The sequence below is a fragment of the Paenibacillus sp. GYB003 genome, from assembly GCF_036577625.1.
Lineage (GTDB): Bacteria > Bacillota > Bacilli > Paenibacillales > NBRC-103111 > Paenibacillus_AB.
Genome location: NZ_JARBDC010000044.1, coordinates 67,100 through 88,695, shown reverse-complemented (window position 1 = coordinate 88,695; position 21,596 = coordinate 67,100). Strand labels below are relative to the sequence as shown.

Genomic DNA, 21,596 nt, shown 5'->3' with positions numbered 1-21,596 from the left:
AAATCGCGTTGTCTTATTCGATATTCGGGTCGCAGTACGACTTCAAAAGGCGGCCCGCACACGTTACGCCTTAATCCCCATTCCCTCAAAGCTTCCGCGAGCCGCTTTCGACTTCCCTTCGCTTCTTCCGGTTTTCGGACATACGGCCAACGAATCGAGCGATCGTTATCGGGGCTAAATACGGGGTTTGAAATTGTAACGAACTCTAATAACGTTATTACCGGCGAATCGGATCATTTTCTTCCCATTTCGGCTCGATAACGATATACGGATTCGTAAGCCTTGAAGAACGATCGTTTTTCCGCCGATAAGCATACTACGATTCGTTCCATCGGCCGACACGGATCCCGGTTGCCGAGCAATCCCTCAGAAAAGACAGCCGGAACCACATAAGTCCTTCTTGGCAAACCGATCCTTTTTGCACGCCGAAACGGCGGCAGCACGGGAAACGGGCCGGAAATGTTCCCGCTATTTGCGGTCATTTCCCGTTTCCGGGCAAACCAACGGGAAACGGTCCCGATACATTCGCCCATGCCGTGCTTTTCGCCGATTCGGCGTCATTTTAGCCGAGCTTTTCCCGGTATTTCGAAACGATGCCTATAGGAGGGCGAGCGAACTGGATGTTTTCCCGTTTGTTTCGCAGGATACGAGCGGGCTCAGCCTGCTCTTACCGCATCGATAATCGAAAAGTCCGGATGCAAATCGTGCCGGTTTCGGATGAAAAACATGCTCGCCTGCGCGTAATGCTCGTCGTTCGTGCACGGAACAAACCAAGCGTCACTTGCGCCCCCTCCTTCTGTTCCCGATCGCCGCCCAAGGCGCCGACGCCGGCGTTAATCGGCTCCGGACTCGAAGCCGCAAGCCGGCCGCGGCATCCGTCGCGCGGCGGCAGTCGCGCGTCAATCCAGCTCGTTCCACTTGCTTTCAAAAGGCGGTCGTTCAAAACGATCCAGCTTATCGAGCAGCGCCTCGGGGTTCTCGTCCACGACGAACAGGCCGATTTGCGACTCGCGAACAAATCCGCTGTCGATCGCTTGCCGGATCATCGCTACGAGAGGCGTATAAAATCCGTTCACATTCAGCAGTCCGATCGGCTTCCGATGTATGCCGAGCTGCGACCAGCTGAGCACCTCGAACAGCTCCTCGAACGTGCCGTATCCGCCCGGCAGCGCGATGAACGCGTCGGACAGCTCGTACATTTTCGCTTTCCGCTCGTGCATATTGTTCACTTCGCAAAACTTCGTCAGCCCGGTATGGATCATTTCCCCCCGGAAGAGCCCTTTCGGCATGACGCCTACGACTTCCCCGTTCGCCGCAAGCATCGTATCCGCCAGCTTCCCCATCAATCCGAACCGCGAACCGCCGTAAACGAGGCCGACGCCGCGACCCGCCAACCGCTTCGCGAGCGTTTCCGCCGCCTGCATATAGTCGGGGGCGACGCCCGGGTTCGAACCGGCAAATACGCAAATGTTGTTCATATCGGTCTCCTGTCTCCGTTGTTGAGCCTTGTATAGGGATACGTTCGCGATCCATTGTACTACATCCGGAGCAACGTTTACGAAAGCTTCATTCCAACAGCCCCAGCTGCTTCAGACCGTGCCAAATGCCGTCCTCGTCCACCGCGGTCGTCCGGTACCGCGCCGCCTTGAGCGCCTCGGGGTGCGCGTTGCCCATCGCCACGCTGTTCGCGACCGTCTTCAGCATCTCGATATCGTTGAGCCCGTCGCCGAACGCGTACTGGCGATCCTTCGGAATGCCGAGATTGCGGACGATCTGCTCGATCCCTTTCGCCTTCGAGCCTCCGGCGGGAAGGACGTCCACCGACACAGGATGCCAACGAATGAAGTCGAACGCCGGGAATTCCGCTTCGTACTTCTCTTCCCGCTCGCAAAACAGCAAGCATTGATAAATGTCCCGGGACTTGTAATAATCCGGGCCGAGCGACGGGAACCGGTCAATTTTCAGCGACTCGATGCTCTCTACGACGTAGGCGTGCTCCGGGACGTTCGATTGCATATCTTCGTGGTCCATGTAAACGATCGGATCGCCCCGTCCGATCGCCGTATCCGTCAAAGCCTGTAATGCGTTCGGGTTGAGCGGATTCGTGTACAGCACATCCCCCCGCAGCACGACATATTGGCCGTTGTAGCTCACATACGTATCGATCCGCAGCTCCTCGCGCAGCTTTTCGAACATGAACGGAGCCCGGCCCGTGGCGATCGCCACCTCGTGGCCGCGCTCCTTCAGGGCGAAGATCGCTTCCTTCGTGCGGGGCGGAAGCCGCTTGTCATGATCCAGCAGCGTGCCGTCTATATCGAAAAACAGGATGCTCCCCGTTGACATCGTTCATACTCCTCCTGTCGTTTCCATGCTGTTTTGTTCAAAAAGCGAAAGGCGAATCGTGCAATGGATCGCGCCTCCGCCTGACCAGTCTTTCTTCCGCCTCCGTTTGCCGCCACGCTACGCCTCTTTGCTTGTCGCCGTTTCTTCCGACGCCCCCAGCTCCCGGGCCAGCCGCTCGACATCGTCCCGCGTCAAGGTCGTGACAAGGGCCAATTCCTTGTCCCGCGCCCGCTCCGCCTGCTCCCGCGCTTCCCCGGTACGGCCGAGCCGCTGCAGCGTCCTGGCGTAGTAGTAATACGAATCGGCGTGCTTCGGAGACTTGACGATCACTTTCGCGTAAATGTCCTCCGCTTCCTCCAGCCGGTCGAGCATGTAATACGTCTGCGCCAGGTTGTCCGCGATCGTCATATCGTCGTCATTGTAAGCATACGCCTCCAGGTTGAAGGCAAGCGCCTCCTCCAGATCGCCACCGAGCAGTTTGAAATACCCCAAATTCCCGTACACGGTCGTGTTCTTGAATTCCCCGAACACGTCCTCCAGCAGCCCCAGCGCTTCCTCCCGCCTGCCCCGCAGCCACAGCGCGGTCGACAGATTGATGCGGGCCTGCATTATCGCCTCGCGGTTTTTCGCGGTCGAAGCGACCTGCTGCAGCACCGCCTCGGCGCGTTCCGGCTCGCCCGTTTTCAGCAGCAAATAGCCGTAGCCGACCTGCTGCAGCGGATGCATGCGCTTTGTCCGGTACGCTTTCTCCAGCCAGGCCAGCGCCTCGGTCGTGTCTCCCTTCGCATAAGCGGCGTTCCCCCGCTGCGCATAAATCGCCGGCCGGTTCGCCAGCGCCAGACCGGCCGCCAAGACGACGACGGCTCCCAGGCCGAGCGCCCAGTGCGTCCGGAACGCGATGACGAGGACGGCGGCGATCAGGACAACGAGGATCAACGGTTTGACGATACGCGGCACTTTGTTCGGACTCCCCTTCTTCATAACTTGGATTAGCCTTTCGCACTCTTTTGCATTATACCATGCCGCCCGGACGAAGCTACAGTCGGAAGGAAGCCCGACGGGGCGCCCATCCCCGAAACCTCCCGTTTCGCCTGCCTGTCCGGCTACGGCCGAACGCCCAAAAACCGTCTAGCGACGTATTTTTGAGGTTGAGCGCAAACAGAAGCCTTCCGAAACGTAACGGACGCCACGGCGCTTATTTCGCGAAAATCGGCCGTTTTCCAATCGTAACGGACACCATTGCACTTATTTGCTCCGAATCGCCGTCCAAAAGGTTTTTTTCGCCCAATAACTGCGCCTGTGTCCGTTAGAAAAAAAAATAAGCCGAAATGAGGCTCATTAGCGGCCGCCATGTCCGTTAGACTCTTGGAACTTGAGGCCAGACTCGCCTCCGCCCCATGCTCGCCCCCCGCTCCAACTCCCGACGACGCCGGTGCAGGTCAACCGAGCCGCTATCGCCGTTTCCCGCCGCCGGCAGCGGGAAACCCGCTCCGGCTTCGGCGCTTAATGGGACCGACGGTCTTTTCTGCGCAAACCGAACCTTATTGGTTGTGCCGAACCGGCAGCGGAGAGGGGAACGAGATGGAAATGCTCCCGCTATTTATCGGAAGTTTCCCGTTTCCGGGCAAAACGACGGGAAAACATCCCGTTAAACTCCTCCATACCGCGCTTTTCGCCGATTCGACGCCATTTTATCGGGAGCTTCTCCCGGTATTTCGAAACGTTGCCTATACGAGAGCGGGTTAACCGGAGGTTTTCCCGTTCGTTCCATTCCAACGGCCCGGCAGGATTCGGATCCGTCGGACGCGGAAACATAAGGCGCTCCTTGCTGCATCCTTTGGCGTACATTTTCGGTCGCCCGAACGACGAGATCATTGAAAAGGAACCCGAAAAGATCCAAATGCTTAACTAATCAAAAAAGTCCCCGGCCGCATCCGCGTCGGCGGTGCCGGAGACTTCCCTATCGATTCAGGCCGTGATGACGGAGATGCCGCGCTCCTCGAGCTGCCGCTTCGTATCGCCGTCCAGCCGCCGGTCGGTGACGATGTCCGCAACGTCGCTCAAGGCGGCGACGTGGGTGAACGCCTGCACCCCGAACTTGCTCGAATCGGCCAGCAGCACGACGCGGTCGGCGATGCCGATCATTTGCTGCTTCACGCGCGCCTGCAGCTCGTTCGATTCGCTGATTCCCCGCTCCAGATGGACGCCTTTGCACGATATAAACGCTTTGTCGACGTAATACGCCTCGAGCGACCGTTCGGCGAGCGGGCCGACGTAGGACAGCGACCGGGAGGCGAGAATGCCGCCGGTCGAGATGACCTCGATCTTTTCTTTGGCCGCGAGCTCGGTCGCCACCTTGATCGAGTTGGTCAGCACGGTGAGCGGAATGTCGGGCAAATTCGCGGCCATGTACCAGGCGGTCGAGCTGGCGTCGAGAATGATCCGCTCGTTCGGCGATATGAGCTTGATCGCTTGTTCGGCGATGCGCCGCTTCTCCTCCGCATGGGTGACCTCCCGCTCGGCATACGGAATTTCCGGCTGCTGGTCCTTCACGCTGACCGCCCCGCCGTGGGAGCGGCGAAGCCGCCCGGCCTGCTCGAGCCGGTCCAGGTCGCGGCGGATCGTTTCCTCGGTCACGTCGCACAGTTCGGCCAGCTCGGTTACCCGGATGCTCCCCCGCTCGTTGACCAGCTGCACTATTTTTTCGTACCGTTCCGCGACCAGCATGACGTTCCCTCTTTCCGAAATAGTCGTTCGTTTCTTGCGGCGGCGCAGCCGCACGTCCGGGGCCCGAAGCCGTTCCGCTGCAGCCCGCTTCGGTCCGGTCCGGTCCTATCATGTCCTGCCCGTAGCTTCTACTTCAGTCCCGCCATTTCCCGAAACCGACCGTACGCCTCTTCCCAGGCTTCCCGCTCCCCGGGCTCGTAAACCGTTACCGGGAACGATTCCCGGATGACGGCCCGCGCCTCCCAAATATGCTTCAAATCGCCGCGGGCGATCCATTGCACGGCCAAGTTGCCGATCGCGCTGCCTTCCGCCGGCCCGGCCCATACCGGCTTGCCGATCGCTCCGGCCGTCCAGCGGCACAGCAGCTCGTTTTGGATGCCGCCGCCGACCATATGAAGGCCGGCGAACCGCCCGCCCGACAGCCGTTCGGTCATATCGAGCACATAGCGGTATTTTAACGCCAAGCTTTCCAAAATACAACGGACGACGGCGCCCGCCCCTTCCGGCGCACGCTGGCCGGTTTCCCGGCAATATGCCGCGATGCGCTCCGTCATGCCTCCCGGGGCGAGAAAGCGGGCGTCGTCGGGATCGATCCACGCCGCGAAGGCGGGCGCTTGCTCGGCCAGCGTGATCAGCTCGGGATACGAATACGATCGGCCGGCCCGCTCCCACTCCCGTTTCGTCTCCTGCAAAATCCACAAGCCCATAATGTTTTTCAGCAGCCGGAACGTTCCGTCCACGCCGCCTTCGTTCGTAAAGTTGAGCGCGAGCGCCTGTTCGTTCATGACCGGGCGTTCGACCTCCGTGCCCATGAGCGACCACGTGCCGCAGCTCAAATAGGCGAACGGCCGCTCGGTTGCCGGAACGGCCGCGACCGCCGAGCCCGTATCGTGCTCGGCCGCGGCGATGACGGGGATCGCGCCGATGCCCAGCTCCGCGGCGACGGACGGCAGCAGCTGCCCGGCGCTCGCGCCCGGCCGGACGACGGGGCCGAACAGCGAAGCCGACACCCCGATGCGGTTCAGCAGCTCCGCGTCCCAATCGTCCGCGAGCGGGTTGTACAGCTGCGTCGTCGTCGCGTTGGAAAACTCGTTGACCGTCTCGCCCGTCAAGAAATAACGGAGCAGGTCCGGAATCATCAGAAACCGCTTCGCCTCGCGCAGCAGCGGACTGTTCGCCTGCCGCATCGCGGCCAGCTGGTAAATCGTATTGAACGGCAAAAACTGAATGCCGGTCCGCTCGAAAATGTAGCTTCGCGGCGTGTCGGCAAGCAGCCGTTCCATCACGCCGTCCGTATGCGAGTCGCGATAATGGTACGGATTGCCGAGCAGCTCGCCGTTGGCCCCTAGCAAGCCGAAATCGACCGCCCACGAGTCGATCGCGACGCTTGCCGGCGATTCTCCGCGATGCTTCGCTTTGAGCAGCGCCTGCTTCATCTCGTGCAGCAGACGGAGAATGTCCCAATGGAGCCGGCTGCCGACCTGCACCGGGTCGTTCGGGAAACGGTGCAGCTCCTCCGTTTCCATTCCGCGGTCCGTCAACCGGCCGAGCAGCGCCCTGCCGCTGCCCGCGCCGAGATCGTAGGCGAGTATTGTCGCCACTGGCATCACCTTGTCCCGATATGGATTTGGAAGTAGGTCCGGCCGAGCCGAATCGAAGACCGTTTTTCTTCGGATCCTTCCGGACGGCTAGACGTCCCGCTTCAGCAAAACGTCCCGCTCGTACGCCTTCACTTCCGCGAGCCATTCCTCCCGCACCGGTACGCCCGACTTGGCGCAATAATAGTCCCAGACGGCGCCGAACGGGTACGTTTTGAACTCCTCCGTCAAGGCGAGACGCGTCGTGTAGTCGCCTTCCAGCTCCGCCTGGCGCAGCGCTTCGATCGGCATCAGCATCGCCCGGAGCAGCGCCTTGATCGTATTGCGGGTGCCGACGACCCACGCCGCGACGCGATTGATGCTGCCGTCGAAAAAGTCGAGCCCGATATGCGTTTTGCCGAGCAGGTCGCCGTGCACGAGCTCTTTGCCGATGTCGAGCAGCTCGTCGTCGAGCGTCACGACGTGGTCGCTGTCCCAGCGCATCGGACGGCTCACGTGCAGCAGGATGCCGTCGGCGAACAGCGACAGCGCGGAAAGCTTGTTCGAGATCACTTCCGTCGGATGGAAATGGCCGGCGTCCAGACAGATCAGCTTCCCTTTTTGCAGCCCGTAGCCCATATAAAACTCGTGCGAGCCGACGACGTACGCCTCCGAGCCGAGGCCGAACAGCTTGCTCTCGACGGCGTCCAGATGGTGCCGCGGATCCAGCTGCTCCGCGAACACTTCGTCGAGCGCTTCCTTCAGCCGCTTCCGCGGCGTCAGCCGGTCGCTGGGCGCATCCTTGAAGCCGTCGGGAATCCAGACGTTCGTCACGCACGTTTGGCCGAGCCGCTCGCCGAAGTAGGCGCCCACTTTCCGTGCCGCCTTGCAGTGATCGATCCAAAATTGCCGGATCGCCGGGTCCGGATGGCTGAGCGTGAAGCCGTCGGCCGACTTTTCGTGCGAGAAGCAGGTCGGGTTGAAATCGAGGCCGAGGCCGTGCTCCTTCGCCCATTCGACCCAGCGCTCGTAATGCTTCGGCTCGATCCGGTCCAGCTCGACCTTCTCTTCCGTGTCCGCATAAATGGCGTGCAGGTTCACTTTATGCTTGCCGGGGATGAGCGAAAACGCTTTCTCGAGATCGGCGCGCAGCTCGGCGGGCGTGCGGGCAGCGCCCGGGTAATGGCCCGTGACCGAAATGCCCCCGGTCAAATCTTGATCGCGGTTCAAAAAGCCGCGAACGTCGTCGCCTTGCCAGCAGTGCATCGATATTTTGATTTGCGCGAGCTTCTCGAGCGCCCGGTCGACGTCGATGCCGTGCGCCGCGTACAGCCGTTTGGCCGCTTCGTAGCTTTTTTCGATATCCGGTTGCATGCCCCGATTCCTCCTTATTGGACCGCGTAGCCGACGACCGACATAAGCGCGTTTTCCGCCTGCGTCGCATCGAGCCGGCTGTACTGCACGATGACCGGCACGTCGCTGCGCACCTCGATCGCGTAAGGGACGCCGACCGGAATCGGCTCCCCGTCCTTCGTCAGCGTGCTCGTGCGGATATGCTTCGTCCGTCTGCCCGGCACGACGACGAAAATGTCCTCCATCGGCTCCCGGTCTTCGAAGAAAATCGTGAAGACGAGCTGCGCGTCTTCGGACGAGCTGTTGAGCACGCATACCGATTCGTGGCTCGTCAAGCTCCCCGAGCTTTTTTCCGGAATGTAGCCGTCCGGGATGAACCAGTGCGTTGCGCCTGCGCCTTTATGCATAATGATCGTAACCTCCCCGTTTATCTCGTGAACGCCGCCGGCACGCCGCCGTCGATCGTCAGCATGCAGCCGGTCGTTTTGGCCGATTTGGAAGATGCGAAGAAAGCGATGCCTTCGGCGATGTCCTTCGGATAAATGTTGACGAGCAGCGTCGTCCGTTTCCGGTAATAGTCCTCCAGCTGGTCGGGCTCGATCCCGTATGCGGCGGCCCGTTCGTTGCGCCAGCTCGAGTTCCAGATCGCGGAGCCCTGCAGGATCGCGTCCGGCAAAATCGTATTGACGCGAATGCCGTATTCGCCGCCTTCGGTCGCGATGCAGCGGGCCAGGTGCGCTTCGAGCGCTTTGACGGCGCTGTAGGCCGACGCGTTTTTGCCGGCGTAGATCGAATTTTTGGAGCCGATGAACACCATCGAGCCGCCGATTCCCTGCGCCTTCATCAGCTTGAACGCTTCGCGGGCGACGAGGAAGTAGCCGGTGCCGAGCACGCCGATGTTCAAGTTCCATTCCTTCAGCGACGTCTCGTCGAACGGGCTGGACGTGGCGAGGCCGGCGTTGTTCACGACGATGTCGACGCCGCCGTAAGCGAGCGCCGTTTCGGCATACGCCGCGGCGATATCCTCTTCCTTCGTTACGTCCATTTTAATCGCCAGCGCCCGCCCGGCGCCATATTTCGCGTCGATGTCCGCGGCGACCTTTTGCGCGCCTTCCAGGTTGAGGTCGGCCAGCACGACATGCGCGCCTTCGGAGGCGAGCCTGCGGGCCGTTTCGCTGCCGATGCCCCCGGCGCCGCCCGTAATGAAGGCGATGTGGCGGGAAAATTCCGCTTCCGGCGGCGCAAGCGTCAGTTTGTACAGCTCCAGCGGCCAATACTCGACGTTGAACGACTCGTTCTCCGTCAGCGACACGAACCGGCCGAGCGCCGTCGCTCCGCGCATGACCGCGATCGCCCGATGGTACAGCGCGCCGCTCACTTCGGCCATCGCCCGGCTTTTGCCGGTATTGATCATGCCGACGCCCGGGATGAGGATGACGCGGGGAGCCGCCTCGAACATGACGTCCCCTTCGCCGCGGTTCCGCTCGAAGTACGCCTTGTACTGCTCCTTGTAAGCCGCCGCGCCTTCCTTCAGCTTCGCCAGCAAGCCTTCGACGTCGCCCGCGTCCGGCGTCCAATCGACGAACAGCGGGACGACCTTCGTATGAACGAGATGGTCCGGACAGGCGGCGCCGACCTGGGACAGCTTCGCGGAATCGCGTCCGCAGACGAACTGCAGCACGTCGTCGCCGTCGTCGAACGTCAGCATCATCTTCTTGCCGTCGCTGACCGCCCCGCGCACGGTCGGCATAATCCGCGCCGCAATGTCGCGCCGCGTTTCCGCCGGCAGCGCTTCGCACTTCGCGCCGCCGAACGTCTTCGACGCGTCGATGCGCGCTTCGATGTAGCGCTCCGCCTCGGCGATGATGGCGATCGTTTTCGCGTAGCACGCTTCGGACGTTTCGCCCCACGTGACGAGTCCGTGCTTTTCCATCAGCACGAGCTCGGCTTGCGGATTCGCCAACACGCCTTCGGCGATCATTTTCGACAGCGTAAAGCCCGGGCGGACGTAAGGCACCCAGACGAACCGGTCGCCGAAAATGTCGCGCGCGACCTCTTTGCCGTTATCCGCGCAGCATAGGCTGATAATCGCGTCGGGATGCGTATGGTCGACGTGCTTGAACGGCAAAAACGCGTGCAGCAGCGTCTCGATCGAAGCGCGCGGATGCTTCGCGTCGATCATGCAGTGCGCGAGGTAGGCGACCATTTCCTCGTCGCTCATCGCGTCCCGCTCGAACAGCGGACGGATGTCGTCCATTCGCAGGCCGGTGAAATTGCCCGCCTTCATCGTGGCCAGGTCCGACCCGCTGCCCTTCACGTACATCACTTCGACGTCGCGTCCGCGAAAATCCCGGACCGTCGTCTTGCACGACGTGTTGCCGCCGCCCCAGTTGCAAACCGTCCGGTCCGCCCCGATCAGGTTGGATCGGTATACGAGCTCGTCGAGCCCTCCTTTCAACCCGGCCGCTTTCGTCTCCTCCCATAAGCTTCGTACCATGTGCTCTCCTCCGGTTATGTTTTGTTTATGTTTGTTTGTTTTCACTATATCATGTTTGTTTGTTTTTGAATATATGAAAATCAAAAGAAAACAAAAATCATATACCGGTACCAGCCGAAGCGGGAGTGCCGAATACGGCGCTACCAAAACGGGAGATTACGATGCGTATAAAAGGAAAAGGCCCGGATCGACAGCTGAATCGATGGGGCCTTATTCGCGATCTGTTTCGTATCCCGATAACGACGGCCCGTTATATGCGACGGGGAAATCGGATCGTAACTGAAGCGCACTGGGCCGATTCGCCATCGGACGATGCTGCGTCAGTCGCTGCGCGGCCGCTTCGCTCTACTTCCCTGCCGCTTTCGCTTCCGCTATCGCCTTGTTCGCTTCCTCCTCCCATTCCCGCAAAGCGCTGTTGGCGTCTTTGCCTTCGTAATATTCGGCCAGCTTTTTGCCGCCGATCGTTCGAATCGCAGTATTGTAGTTGGACGGATAGGCGTTCGGCCCGTATTTGGTTTTGAAAACGCTTTGCACGTTTTTTCCTTGCAGCGCCGTCAATTCGCTGCCGAACATTTGCTTGAACTTGTCGTCCTTTAGGGAGGAAATTCTGGCTTTCTTCGCTACCCGCGTCTGAACTTCTTCGTCGGAGGACAGAAATCGGACGACTTGAAAAGCCGTTTCCCGTTGCTTGGACATCGAAGAGATCATCAAGACGTGCGCCTCGGTCTGCATCCCTTGGGGATCGTCCTTTAAAACGGGCATGGACACCATGTCCCAATCGATCGCGATTCCTTGTTTTTTCATTTCTTCAAATTCGCCGAGGCGCCCCAAGTAATTGGTGTACATGGCCACGGTCTGGTCTTTCTGAAAACCCGCCAACGCGCCCTTCGCGTTTTTGTTGTCCGGAATGTCGTTGATGTCCTTCAAGATCCGGAACAAATATTTCCATTTGTCGCTGTTCACTGCCGCTTTCTGCGTATCGGGATCGGCATAAGGCAGCCGCATGTCTTCGGCGACGCGAATTCCTCCTTCATTCGAAAGCGCCCTGACGTCCGGCACTTTGAGCGCCAGCTTCTTGGCCAATTCGATCGTTTCCTCCCACGTCATTCCGTCCTTCGGATACGGAAGCCCGGCTCTGTCGAATATCGTTTTGTTATAGAACATCACCCCGCCGTTTAATGAAAAAGGAAGCGCATACACTTGTCCGTCTTTGCCGAACGCTTTGATTTCGTCGATCGCCCTTTTCTCGAATGCATTCAGGTCCGTTTTGCTCTTATCGATAAGTTCGTTTAAGTCCGATGCCAGGCCGATATCCAGAAATCCCGGCACGCCCAGCGACGATGTAAAGATCAAATCCGGAAAACGGCCGCTCGCAACGAGATCGTTTCGGTTCGTCTCTTTCGTTTCCCGAAGCAGCTCCAATGTCAGATGGGGATATTTTTTCTTGACCGGATCCGCGATCAGTTCTTTGAATTCCGTATCGGTAATGCCCGCGCCCGCTTGAAAGACGTGCAGCGTAATCGGATCTTGATCCGTCGGTGCGTCCCCCGGTCGTTCCTGGCCGCCGCATCCCGGAGTCAACCCTAATACCGCCGTCAATGCCGATAAAAGTGCCGCCTTCTTTTTCAACATGCGAATCCCCCTTGAAATTTCGGTTATTGCCCCTTGTCCATTCGCTCTTTATAGTTGGGCGACACCAGAAACGGCTTGCCTGCCTGGCCGATCAAACGATCGCCCTCGGTCAGTCCGGCATTGCGCGGCCCGAGCGCGGCGACCATGCGGGACCTCCATTGCAGCAGCCGTTCCCGATGCTCCGGCACGCCCGCCAAATTCGCGCATTCGTACGGATCCGCCGCCAAATCGAACAATTGCTCCTCGTCGATCCGCGGCAGCCAAACGTATTTATGCTTGCCGTCGGTCAAATACTGCATCTCCTGCGCTTCCGAGTAGCAGGTCGAATGCTCCCCGTGCACGTATTCGCGCCAGCCCCCGGCGTCGCCGCGAGTGAGCGGCAGCATGCTCCGGCCGTCTACCGTTTCGGGTATCGGCACCCCGGCGGCTTCCAAAATCGTCGGCATCACATCCTGCAGCGTCACGGGCCGGTCCGCGTATCGAACCTGCTTGCCGAACGACCCGGGCAGACGCACGATCATCGGAACGTGGGCGGAGCCTTCATAAGCGTACGTTTTGCGCCACAAATGATGGTCCCCGAGCATGTCGCCGTGGTCGGACGTAAAAATGACGACCGTATCGTGCAGCAGCCCGGTCTGCTGCAAATGGATGAGCAGCCTGCCGATCTGATGGTCGATAAACGTAATCGATCCGTAATAGCCGGCTCGCGCGCGCCTTATTTCTTCGCGGCTGCGAACGCCTCTCCATGCGGTCGGCGAAGCCCCGTCCTCGGGAACGTCGTGGACCGACGCCCAATCGCCCACGCTCGCCTCCGGCAGCGCTTTGTTTCTGTACATATCGAAATAGTAGGCGGGCGGATCGTACGGCGAATGCGGGCGGGCGAACGACGTTTTCAGAAAAAACGGCTTGGTCGGGTCCCGTTCCTTCAAACATTTGATCGACTCGTTCACCGTCCAGACGGTCGGGTGCAAAAACTCGGGAGCGTGATAAGGCCGGGCCATCCACGAGTTCCAGTCGATGCCGTGGTCGACGATGCCGTAATCCCCCGACTTGTTCCGGTCGAACCATTGCTTGTAATCCGAAACGAATCCCGGATCGTGTACGCGGCCCGACTCGTCCAGCACCGTACGATGAAACCCGTTTAAAGCCCGCTGCGGATAAAAATGCATTTTTCCGACGCCCTGCGTATGGTAGCCCGCTTGCGCGAGCTCGCCGGGAAGCGTGTGCCGGAACCCGACTCCCATCTGTCCTTGCCCTCTGCCCATGCCCAAAATGCCCGTATTCCACGGGTCCATGCCGGTAAGCAGCGACGCTCTTGCCGGTATGCAGGACGGACTCGGCGTATAGGCCGAAGTGAAGACGGTTCCCATGGAGGCGAGCCAATCCAGGTTCGGCGTTTCGATCGCCTTGTTGCCGCAGCAGCCGATCGTATCCCAGCGCTGCTGGTCGGTCATGATCAGCAGTACGTTCGGTTTTTTCACGGGACAAGCCTCCTTTGCCGGTTCGCGATTTTTTGTTCGGCCACTTGATCGATTTGCTCCGCCGCCGTTCGCAACGCCGTATTCAAGTCCGCCTGCCCGCTCGCATACTGATCGAACGCCTGAAGCGCGAACTTCAGTACCAGCGATTCGTCCATCACGCGCTTCGGAGGCAAACCGAATTTGCCCTGAAAAACGCCTTTCCAGTTTTTACCCCGCAAATACGAAACATCCTCGGCGAATTGACCGACGATTCGGTTGTCGTTCAAGGCCGGCAATTTCCCGATCCGCGACAATTTCCGCTGAGCCTCGTCGGACGTAAGCGTCTCGATCACACGAAACGCCTCCTCCTTATGCTTCGAGGTCGGGCTCATGTAGACGACGTGGGCATCGACCTGCGAGCCGATTCCGGGCTTCTCGGCAAAGCCGGGAAACTGGACGACGTCCCATTGCAATCCGGCCTCGGACGGCTCCTTTAGCGTGTTGTTCCGGTTTTTGGCCGCCCACATCGCCACATTGCGATCCGTTCCGAAAGAAGCCGGCCGATCCGATTCTGGAGACGCTTTCAAAGCTCTGTACGCGGTTTCGAACACTTTTTTCCACGGCTCGCTCGCAACGGCCGCTTGTTTGGTTGCGGGATCGACGAGAGGCAGCGAAAGCTGGAACCTCATTTCGTTGAAGCCGGCGAGCAGCCCTTTGTAGGGAGCGCCGAGCTTGCCGCTTACTTGTTTGCCGAGCCCGATGACCTCCTCCCACGTCATGCCGTCGGTCGGATACGGCGCCCCCGCCTGGTCGAACAAGTCTTTGTTATAATACATCAGCTGGAAGTTCATGACGTAAGGAATGCCGTATAAATGCCCGTCGCCGGCTTCGTTTTTCATGGCGGCGATCGCGGCGGGCTCGAATCGGGACAAATCGAACCGCTCGTTCCGGATCATCGGCTCCAGGTCGTCCACGATGCCCAAGTCCGTCAAATAGTTCAGCGCCCCGTTCCAGCTGATATGCAAATCGGGAATGTCGTTTGCCGCAATCAACGTCTCCAGCGTCGTATCTTTGGAAGGTCGTACGACGTCCAGACGGATGTGCGGGTATTTCGTTCGAAGCGGCTCCGTCAGAGCCATCCTCACCTCATCGTCGTTCAAGTAGGCCGGGTCGATGAAAAATTTGATCGAAACCGGTTGTTTGGACGCTTCCGGAAGCTTTCCTTCGGCTAGCGGCTCGGTTCCGTCTTTCCCCCGGGAACCGCATGCCGCGATTAGAAGCGCGGCGACGCCGAGACTGGCTGCCAGACGTAATGCAGTCCATGTTTTCAATTCGCATCACTCCCATCGAAGATGTCCGCGATATCTTTTCTGCCCGCATCATCGTTGTCGTCCCGTCCTCGCCGCCGCCTCGCACGCGGGTTCGCCGACCCGCGTCAAGCGCCGGAAATGCGCGGCATCGGCATCGGCTCCTTGCCCAGCTCCGCCCATATATATTTCAGGAGCAGCTCCGACTTCAAGCCGCGGAATCGCTCGTCGTCCCACAAATTCCGCAATTCCCCCGGGTCTTCGGCCAAGTCGAACAGCTCGCCGTACGTCCGGTTGTAGTACACCGTCATTTTGTACCGTTCGTCCACATACGTCTTCTGATGGATCGTGGTCGGTTCATGGCGAAATTCGCAGATGGCGTGATCTCGCGCCTTCGATTCCGGGTCGAACCAGACGGCCGATTGGTCGATCCCCGTCATTGCCCCTGGAATGCGCGCCCCCGCAAGCGACAGGAACGTCGGGGCCAGATCGACGAGCGACTGCAGCGAAGCCGACTTTTTGCCGGCCGGCACGCGGCCCGGATATTTGACGACGAACGGAACGCGAATCAAGTCTTCGTAATGGAAGCCGCCTTTCGCCTGAAGCCCGTGCTGCCCGAAAAAATGGCCGTGATCGGTCGTAAAAACGACGACCGTATGGTCGGCGAGCCCCAGCGCATCGAGCTTGTCCAATATCCGCCCGATGCATCGATCCATAAAGCTGATCATGCCGTAATATACCGCAACCTGCTTTTTCCGGTCCTCCTCCGTCAAGTTGACGTGGGAATGATAGCCGTGAATGCCGAAACCGGTTTCTCTATAGGACGAAAAATCGGGATTGCGCTCCTGCGTCATCCGGAAATGCGGCGGATTGGCGTCATGCTCGCCCGGCGTAACGGTCGGCACGGTTATCGATTCCGGGTCGTACATCGTATCCCACGGCTCGGGGACGAGATACGGCGGGTGCGGATCCGGGAAGCTGGCCCATAGAAAGAAGCTTTCTCCGCTTTCTTTGTAATCGTCCAGCAGCTCGCCGCTTCTTTCCGCGATCCACGTATTGTAGTGGTAGTTTTCCGGAATCGCCCAGCGGTACTTGCTCTTCGGGTCCATCGTGCCGATCGGCGGCATGAAATAGTCCCGCCAGTTGGCGCAGCCCCGCTTCTCCATCCACAGCGCGTAATGCTGTCCGACGAGCCATTCGTTCGTATGGTTGCGCGCCATTTCGGCCCGCTCGAACCCGTAGTACGGACCGCTGAACGTTTTCCAAAACTCGAAATCGTGCAGCTTCTCTTTCCCTTCGAGGGACGGGTATTCCGCGGTCGAGAAGACGGGTTGAAAATGCGCCTTGCCGATCAGCGCCGTCCGGTAGCCCTCCTTCCGAAGCAGGTCCCCGACCGTGATCCGGTCTTCCGCCAGCTTCGTGCCGAGCGTCCATGCGCCGTGCTGGCTCGGATACATCCCGGTGACGATCGACGCCCGGGTCGGCGTGCACGTCGGGTTCGGGCAATAAGCCCGGCTGAACGTCGTCCCTTCGCGGACGAGCCTGTCCAAATTCGGCGTGCGGATTTCGGGGTTGAACGCCCCGATCGTGTTCCAATGCTGCTGGTCGCTGGTGATGAGCAGTATGTTAGGTCCGGCCAAATCGATCCCCCTCCTCGGTTACATTCATCTTACTAAGGATCGTTCGCCGGCAAAATATCATTCGGTTCCTTTTCATTGTCATTTTGTTGCGAAAGTTGTAACGTAGACTTGAACGGCGGAAACGAAAGGCGACAGGAGGAATCGGGGACATGCGGGAATATGCCAGCGAATTTATGGAAACGTGGTACCATTCGCCGGACGCTTTCGACAAAGCGGGCGGGATATGGCCGCTGCGGGTCGGCCGGAACGTGGCGAAGCCGAACTACCAGTCGGGCCCCAGGCAAATCGGCTATTACAGTTTGCATTTTGTGAGGGAAGGACGCGCGGCGTTCGTCTTCGGCAAGCAGGAAGTCATTTTGGGCAGGGGCGATCTGTTCTGCCTGTTTCCGGGCGTCACGTACGCCTATCGGGTCGTGCCGTCGTCCAAAGCTTTGGAGCTAATGTGGCTCGCCTTCGACGGCGAACAGGCGGAGCCGATGCTCGGCTGGGCCGGGCTTAGCGAGCAGAAGCCGTATTTGCGCGGAGCGGTGAACAAAGATTTGGACATTACGCTGGAGCACATGCTGCACATTTTATCCGTACGCGGAACGAAATACGTGCTGGCTTTGTACGGGCACATGTACCGGCTGTTCGCCGGACTCGTCCCGGAAACGGAACCCCGGACCGTGCGGAACGAGACGGAGGGGTGGGTTCGGCAGAGCGTATCGTTCATGAGAGCCCATTATGCCGAGCAAATAACGGTCGGGGATGCGGCGAAGCATGTCGGGATCGACCGGTCGCATTTTACGAGAACGTTCACCCGCGCGATCGGCATGCCGCCGATGGCTTATTTGCAAAAGCTGCGCATGGACCGCGGCTCCGATCTGCTTCGCGGCACCTCGCTATCCGTTACCGAAATCGCGCTGACGGTCGGCTATCCGGATCTGTATTCGTTTACGAGAGCGTTCCGCAACCGCTTCGGCATGTCGCCGAGCAAGTTCCGGGAGGAGACGTGAAACGATAAAACTCGATGGCTTTGAGGCCGCGAATAAGAAAACCGTCCATCGACGTATTTCGGGGATGAGCGAAAAACAGTCGGCAACAGAAACGTAACGGACGCCACGGCGCTTATTTCGCGAAAATCGGCCGTTTTCCAATCGGCCGAAATGAGGCTCGATAGCGGCCGACATGTCCGTTAGACACTTGGAATTTCGGAGCCAGTCCCGCTGCCGCTCCATGCTCGCTACTAAAAAGGAACCGATTCTTTCCTATGGAAAAAAGCTTCCGGCGCGGGAGCCGAAAGCTTGCTTCATCCGGCGCGAGCCGGATCGCCATATGCGCGGTTCGACGCCCATGAGGCGGTCATCGCGCCGCCAAAGTATCGAGCACCAGGCGCACGACCTGATACGCCATAAAAGCGGCGAACACGAGCACCGAAATCGTCGCATAGACGCGCTGCGGGTTTCGGTACCGTTTCGGAAATTGGTCGAGCCGCTTCGGCGACGAGTACCCTTGCACCGCATCGCCGTGCCGGAGCGCATCGTTGAACGGCGTGCGGTCTTCGGCGAGCGCCGTCCGCTCCCGAACGTCGGAAGCGTGCAGCGTCTTGTCTTCAAACGGATTGTACCAACGGTCTGCCATCCCGAATCGTCCCCGCTTTCTTCAATCGTCGTAGCCGGCCAAGCCGCGCTCGAGCAAATAGCTCATTTCCAGCTCCAAAATCGTATCGACGTCCGGCTCCGTCAGCTTCACGTCGGGCCGGCTCATAATATAATCGACCAGCTCGTCGCTGTCGATTTCCACGTCGCGCCCGGCTCCTTTGTGCGCTTGATCCATAAAAGCCTGCTCGTGCCGAAGCACGGTCGCGATCGACTCGGACGCGATTTTCGTACGGTCCGCGATGTACTGCACCAGTTCCCGCTCGTTCAACGGTTCGCTCATCGGCTGTCTATGCTCCCAACTGACGTTTTATAGCCATTGTAGCATAATGCGTTCGCCTTCCAAAGTCCCGGCGGCAATCTCGGCGGCGATTTCGCGGGCGGCGCGGCACGACCGCGCGTTTACCGTTTCGCGGCGGACGAACGCTCGCCGATGCGGGAGAGGATCGACGCGCACGCTTTGTGCAGGCCGGCGATGAACCGGAAGCCGGGGCCGTGGCTGAACGAAGCGAGGGGCCGGCGAAAAACAAGCCCGGCTCGCTGCTTTCGAAATGGCCGTCCAGCTTCGGGAACCGGTCGCCTTGTCTCCCTCTACTCCAGATCGAAGCCTTTCTCGCGCAAAAAGGTTCGCATATGGTCCCTTTTGCGTATCGCGAGCCGCTGCGCCATTTCTTTCGACCAAGTCGTGTCCCGCTTGCCGCCCGCCCGCGTCAGCATAAACCGGCGCAGCTCCCCGTCGTACCGCTCGATGCCGGCGGCGAACGAATCGGACGAATACCGCTCCCTGTGAAGCACCGTTTCCAGAGGCAGCCGCGGCCGTAAGTCCGGCTCCTGGTCCGGGTATCCGACGCACATGCCGAAGACGGGATACACGTACTTCGGAAGGCCGAGCAGGCGCGACACGCCGTCCGGGTCGTCGCGGATGCCGCCGATGAAAACGATGCCGAGACCGAGCGATTCGGCCGCGATCGCCGCGTTTTGCGCGGCCAGGGCGGCGTCGACCGTGGCGAGAATGAACATTTCCGTCGTGGCCGGGATGCGCGCCTCGCCTTCGGACGCCGCCGAAGCGGCGATAAGCAGCCGGTTCAAATCGGCGCACCATACGAGAAAAACCGGACATTCCGCGATATACGCCTGATCGGCCGCCAAACGCGAAAGCGCCGCCTTCGTCCCCCGGTCGGTCACGGCGACGACGCTGTACGCCTGCAAATTGCTCGACGTCGATGCCGCCTGCGCCGATTCGACGATCGACCGCAGCTGCTCCTCGGCAAGCGGGTCCGGCTTATATTTGCGGATCGAGCGGTGCCGTTTGAGCTGTTCGATCATTTCGTTCATGCGGACGTATTCCTCCGATCCGTAAGCTTTCATCCGTTTCCATGTCCCGCGGCGGAAAAGACGCGGGCGTTCGCGGGACGCTCCAGGCCGAGCTGCTCCCGCAGCGTGTCGCCCTCGTACGACGTCCGGAACAAGCCGCGGTTTTGCAGCTCCGGAACGACTTTGTCGACGAATTGCTCCATCCCGTTCGGATACAGCTGGGGCATGACGTTAAAGCCGTCCGAGCCTCCTCCCGCAAACCAGTCCTCGATCAAATCGGCCAGCTGAACCGCCGTCCCGGCGAACGTGAGATGTCCCCTCGCCCCGGCCAACCGCTCGGTCAGCCGGCGAATCGTCAGCTTTTCGCGTCGGGCCGTTTCCACGATCAGCTCGTACCGTCCCTTATGGCCGTTGATCGTTTCCACGCCGGGAAGCTTGTCGAACGGCAGCGGACCGTCGAGCGGATATTCGCTCAAATCCAGGTTCAGCCGGGCGGATAAGCTTTTGACCGCGGACTCGACGTTGATCAGCGCGTTCAGCTCCCGCTCGATGTCGCGCGCTTCCGCTTCGGTGTCGGCCACGATCGGGCTGAGTCCGGGCAGGATGCTCAGCTGGTCGGGACGGCGTCCGTATTTCGCCAGCCGCGATTTGACGTCGGAGTAAAACGCCCGCGCCTCGCCGAGCGACTGCTGGGCGGTGAAGACGACTTCCGCCGTCTTGGCGGCGAACTCCCGTCCGGGCTCCGAGGAGCCGGCTTGCACGAGCACCGGGTATCCTTGCGGCGGACGCGGAATGTTGAGCGGACCTTTGACCGAATAGCGGCTTCCTTTAAAATGAATCTCGTGCACCTTGCCCGCATCGATCGCGATGCCGGCCGCTTTATCGTGAACGAGCGCATCGTCCTCCCAGCTGTCCCACAAGCGCTTGACGACTTCGACGAATTCCTCCGCGGTTTCGTAGCGCTCGGCGTGCTCGGGATGCTCCTTCATCCCGAAGTTATGCGCGGCGGAGCCCGCGCCGGTGACGATATTCCAGCCCGCCCGGCCGCGGCTGATATGGTCCAGCGAAGCGAACTTGCGCGCCACGTGGAAAGGCTCGTTGTACGTCGTGCCGACCGTGGCGATCAGGCCGATGCGCTCGGTCGCGGTCGCCAGCGCGGCGAGCAGGGTGAACGGCTCCAGCTTGCCGCCCGGTCCGGCGTAGCCGTCGGCGAGAAACAGCGAGTCGAGCAGCCCCCGTTCCGCCGTCCGGGCAAGCCGCGCGTAATGATGGATGTCGAGCCCCCGTTCGGGGCGGGCGTCCGGGTGACGCCATGCCGCTTCATGATGCCCGGAAGCGGCCAAAAAAGCGTTCAGATGCAGCTTGCGCTCTCGTCCGTTCAGTCCCATTACCATCTCTCCCGTTCGTGATTGATCTGCGTACCTTTCCCGGAAACGAAAAAAACCGGCGACTCACGCGGACGTCAGTCACCGGTTTTCCGGAAGAAAATACTTATTTAACCTATGCAATTACTATGAATTAAATGTACCATCTTTTTCGCCGTCCGTCAATCGATCGGCATGACTCGAAGAAAGAAAAACGAGGTTGGAGCGACCGTTCCTCCCCCTTGCGGATCCGGGACGATCGCTGACGAATCGTAAAGTGCTTACGGGCGGAAAAACGATCGTTTTTCCAAGCTAACGAATCCGGATATCGCTATCGGACCGAAAGCGGAAGAAAACGAGCCGATTTGCCGGAAATACCGTTACAGAGGTTCGTTGCAAATCAAAATCATCGCATTTGGCCCCGATGACGATTTCTAGGTTCGTTACCGTATGCGAGAGTTCCAAAGATCGAATGCGCATTGCGCTTTCAAGCCCCCTGCCGCAGCAAAGAAAGGAGCGGCCGCTTGGGGCCGATCCGTCCGACTGCTGTTTTTATTCGCGACCCATTGGCTCATCGAATAAAGTCCTTTGTAGTTTTGCTTGACGAACTGGATCATCCGCTGCTGCTTTTCCGTTACGTGCATCGGCTTGCTTTTCACTGCGATTTGCATGGACTTCTCCTCGCTCCAAACCATATTTTCAACACAAAATCCAGTATATTCGGGAAACGCGAATATATTCCGGG

Annotated in this window: 18 protein-coding genes; 1 reads left to right on the top strand and 17 read right to left on the bottom strand. The window is 59.7% G+C overall.

The annotated features are described in order from the left end of the window. Positions 1–899: 899 nt before the first annotated feature. From PV407_RS15570 to PV407_RS15515, 12 genes are all read right to left on the bottom strand, one after another. Entirely contained in the window at positions 900–1,478 is a 579-nt protein-coding gene (locus tag PV407_RS15570; protein ID WP_332090849.1) for a TIGR00730 family Rossman fold protein, read from the bottom strand. A gap of 88 nt (positions 1,479–1,566) precedes the next feature. Next, positions 1,567–2,343 carry a Cof-type HAD-IIB family hydrolase gene (locus PV407_RS15565; protein ID WP_332090848.1) on the bottom strand — a complete coding sequence of 259 codons (777 nt, stop codon included), beginning with the start codon at positions 2,341–2,343 and terminating at the stop codon, positions 1,567–1,569. A gap of 117 nt (positions 2,344–2,460) precedes the next feature. Further along, positions 2,461–3,324, bottom strand: coding sequence for a tetratricopeptide repeat protein (locus PV407_RS15560; RefSeq protein WP_332090847.1), 864 nt, complete (start codon positions 3,322–3,324; stop codon positions 2,461–2,463). A gap of 987 nt (positions 3,325–4,311) precedes the next feature. Next, positions 4,312–5,070 (bottom strand): DeoR/GlpR family DNA-binding transcription regulator, encoded by a 759-nt coding sequence (locus PV407_RS15555; protein WP_332090846.1) that lies wholly within the window; start codon positions 5,068–5,070, stop codon positions 4,312–4,314. A gap of 128 nt (positions 5,071–5,198) precedes the next feature. Then, positions 5,199–6,677, bottom strand: coding sequence for a rhamnulokinase (locus tag PV407_RS15550; RefSeq protein ID WP_332090845.1), 1,479 nt, complete (start codon positions 6,675–6,677; stop codon positions 5,199–5,201). Positions 6,678–6,758: 81 nt separating this feature from the next. After that, on the bottom strand, positions 6,759–8,021 hold the full coding sequence (gene rhaA, locus PV407_RS15545; protein WP_332090844.1) for an L-rhamnose isomerase: 1,263 nt from the start codon (positions 8,019–8,021) through the stop codon (positions 6,759–6,761). 14 nt (positions 8,022–8,035) lie between these two features. Continuing rightward, positions 8,036–8,407: a sensory rhodopsin transducer gene (locus PV407_RS15540; RefSeq protein ID WP_332090842.1), complete on the bottom strand. Its 372-nt coding sequence runs from the start codon at positions 8,405–8,407 to the stop codon at positions 8,036–8,038. Between the two features lie 20 nt (positions 8,408–8,427). Continuing rightward, positions 8,428–10,497: a bifunctional aldolase/short-chain dehydrogenase gene (locus PV407_RS15535; RefSeq protein WP_332090841.1), complete on the bottom strand. Its 2,070-nt coding sequence runs from the start codon at positions 10,495–10,497 to the stop codon at positions 8,428–8,430. Positions 10,498–10,842: 345 nt separating this feature from the next. Next, entirely contained in the window at positions 10,843–12,129 is a 1,287-nt protein-coding gene (locus tag PV407_RS15530) for an ABC transporter substrate-binding protein (RefSeq protein WP_332090840.1), read from the bottom strand. 23 nt (positions 12,130–12,152) lie between these two features. Then, the gene (locus PV407_RS15525; RefSeq protein WP_332090839.1) at positions 12,153–13,610 is read right to left on the bottom strand and encodes an arylsulfatase; all 1,458 of its coding nucleotides are present in this window, start codon (positions 13,608–13,610) and stop codon (positions 12,153–12,155) included. Then, positions 13,607–14,920 carry an ABC transporter substrate-binding protein gene (locus tag PV407_RS15520; protein ID WP_332090838.1) on the bottom strand — a complete coding sequence of 438 codons (1,314 nt, stop codon included), beginning with the start codon at positions 14,918–14,920 and terminating at the stop codon, positions 13,607–13,609. Before PV407_RS15520 ends, PV407_RS15525 begins: the two co-directional genes overlap by 4 nt. Before the next feature lie 104 nt (positions 14,921–15,024). Beyond that, positions 15,025–16,536 carry a sulfatase family protein gene (locus PV407_RS15515; RefSeq protein ID WP_332090837.1) on the bottom strand — a complete coding sequence of 504 codons (1,512 nt, stop codon included), beginning with the start codon at positions 16,534–16,536 and terminating at the stop codon, positions 15,025–15,027. Between the two features lie 149 nt (positions 16,537–16,685). On the opposite strand from PV407_RS15515, the gene PV407_RS15510 reads away from it, so the two are divergent. After that, entirely contained in the window at positions 16,686–17,531 is an 846-nt protein-coding gene (locus PV407_RS15510) for an AraC family transcriptional regulator (RefSeq protein ID WP_332090836.1), read from the top strand. A 346-nt stretch (positions 17,532–17,877) separates the two neighbouring features. Here PV407_RS15510 and PV407_RS15505 read toward each other — a convergent pair whose 3' ends face one another. From PV407_RS15505 to PV407_RS15485, 5 genes are all read right to left on the bottom strand, one after another. Further along, positions 17,878–18,156 (bottom strand): hypothetical protein, encoded by a 279-nt coding sequence (locus tag PV407_RS15505; RefSeq protein WP_332090835.1) that lies wholly within the window; start codon positions 18,154–18,156, stop codon positions 17,878–17,880. A gap of 21 nt (positions 18,157–18,177) precedes the next feature. After that, positions 18,178–18,456 (bottom strand): hypothetical protein, encoded by a 279-nt coding sequence (locus PV407_RS15500; RefSeq protein WP_332090834.1) that lies wholly within the window; start codon positions 18,454–18,456, stop codon positions 18,178–18,180. 308 nt (positions 18,457–18,764) lie between these two features. After that, entirely contained in the window at positions 18,765–19,508 is a 744-nt protein-coding gene (nfsA, locus tag PV407_RS15495) for an oxygen-insensitive NADPH nitroreductase (RefSeq protein WP_332090833.1), read from the bottom strand. 29 nt (positions 19,509–19,537) lie between these two features. Then, positions 19,538–20,875, bottom strand: a complete 1,338-nt coding sequence (locus PV407_RS15490) for an LLM class flavin-dependent oxidoreductase (protein WP_332090832.1) — start codon at positions 20,873–20,875, stop codon at positions 19,538–19,540. A gap of 419 nt (positions 20,876–21,294) precedes the next feature. Continuing rightward, on the bottom strand, positions 21,295–21,522 hold the full coding sequence (locus PV407_RS15485; RefSeq protein WP_332090831.1) for a hypothetical protein: 228 nt from the start codon (positions 21,520–21,522) through the stop codon (positions 21,295–21,297). Positions 21,523–21,596: the final 74 nt, after the last annotated feature.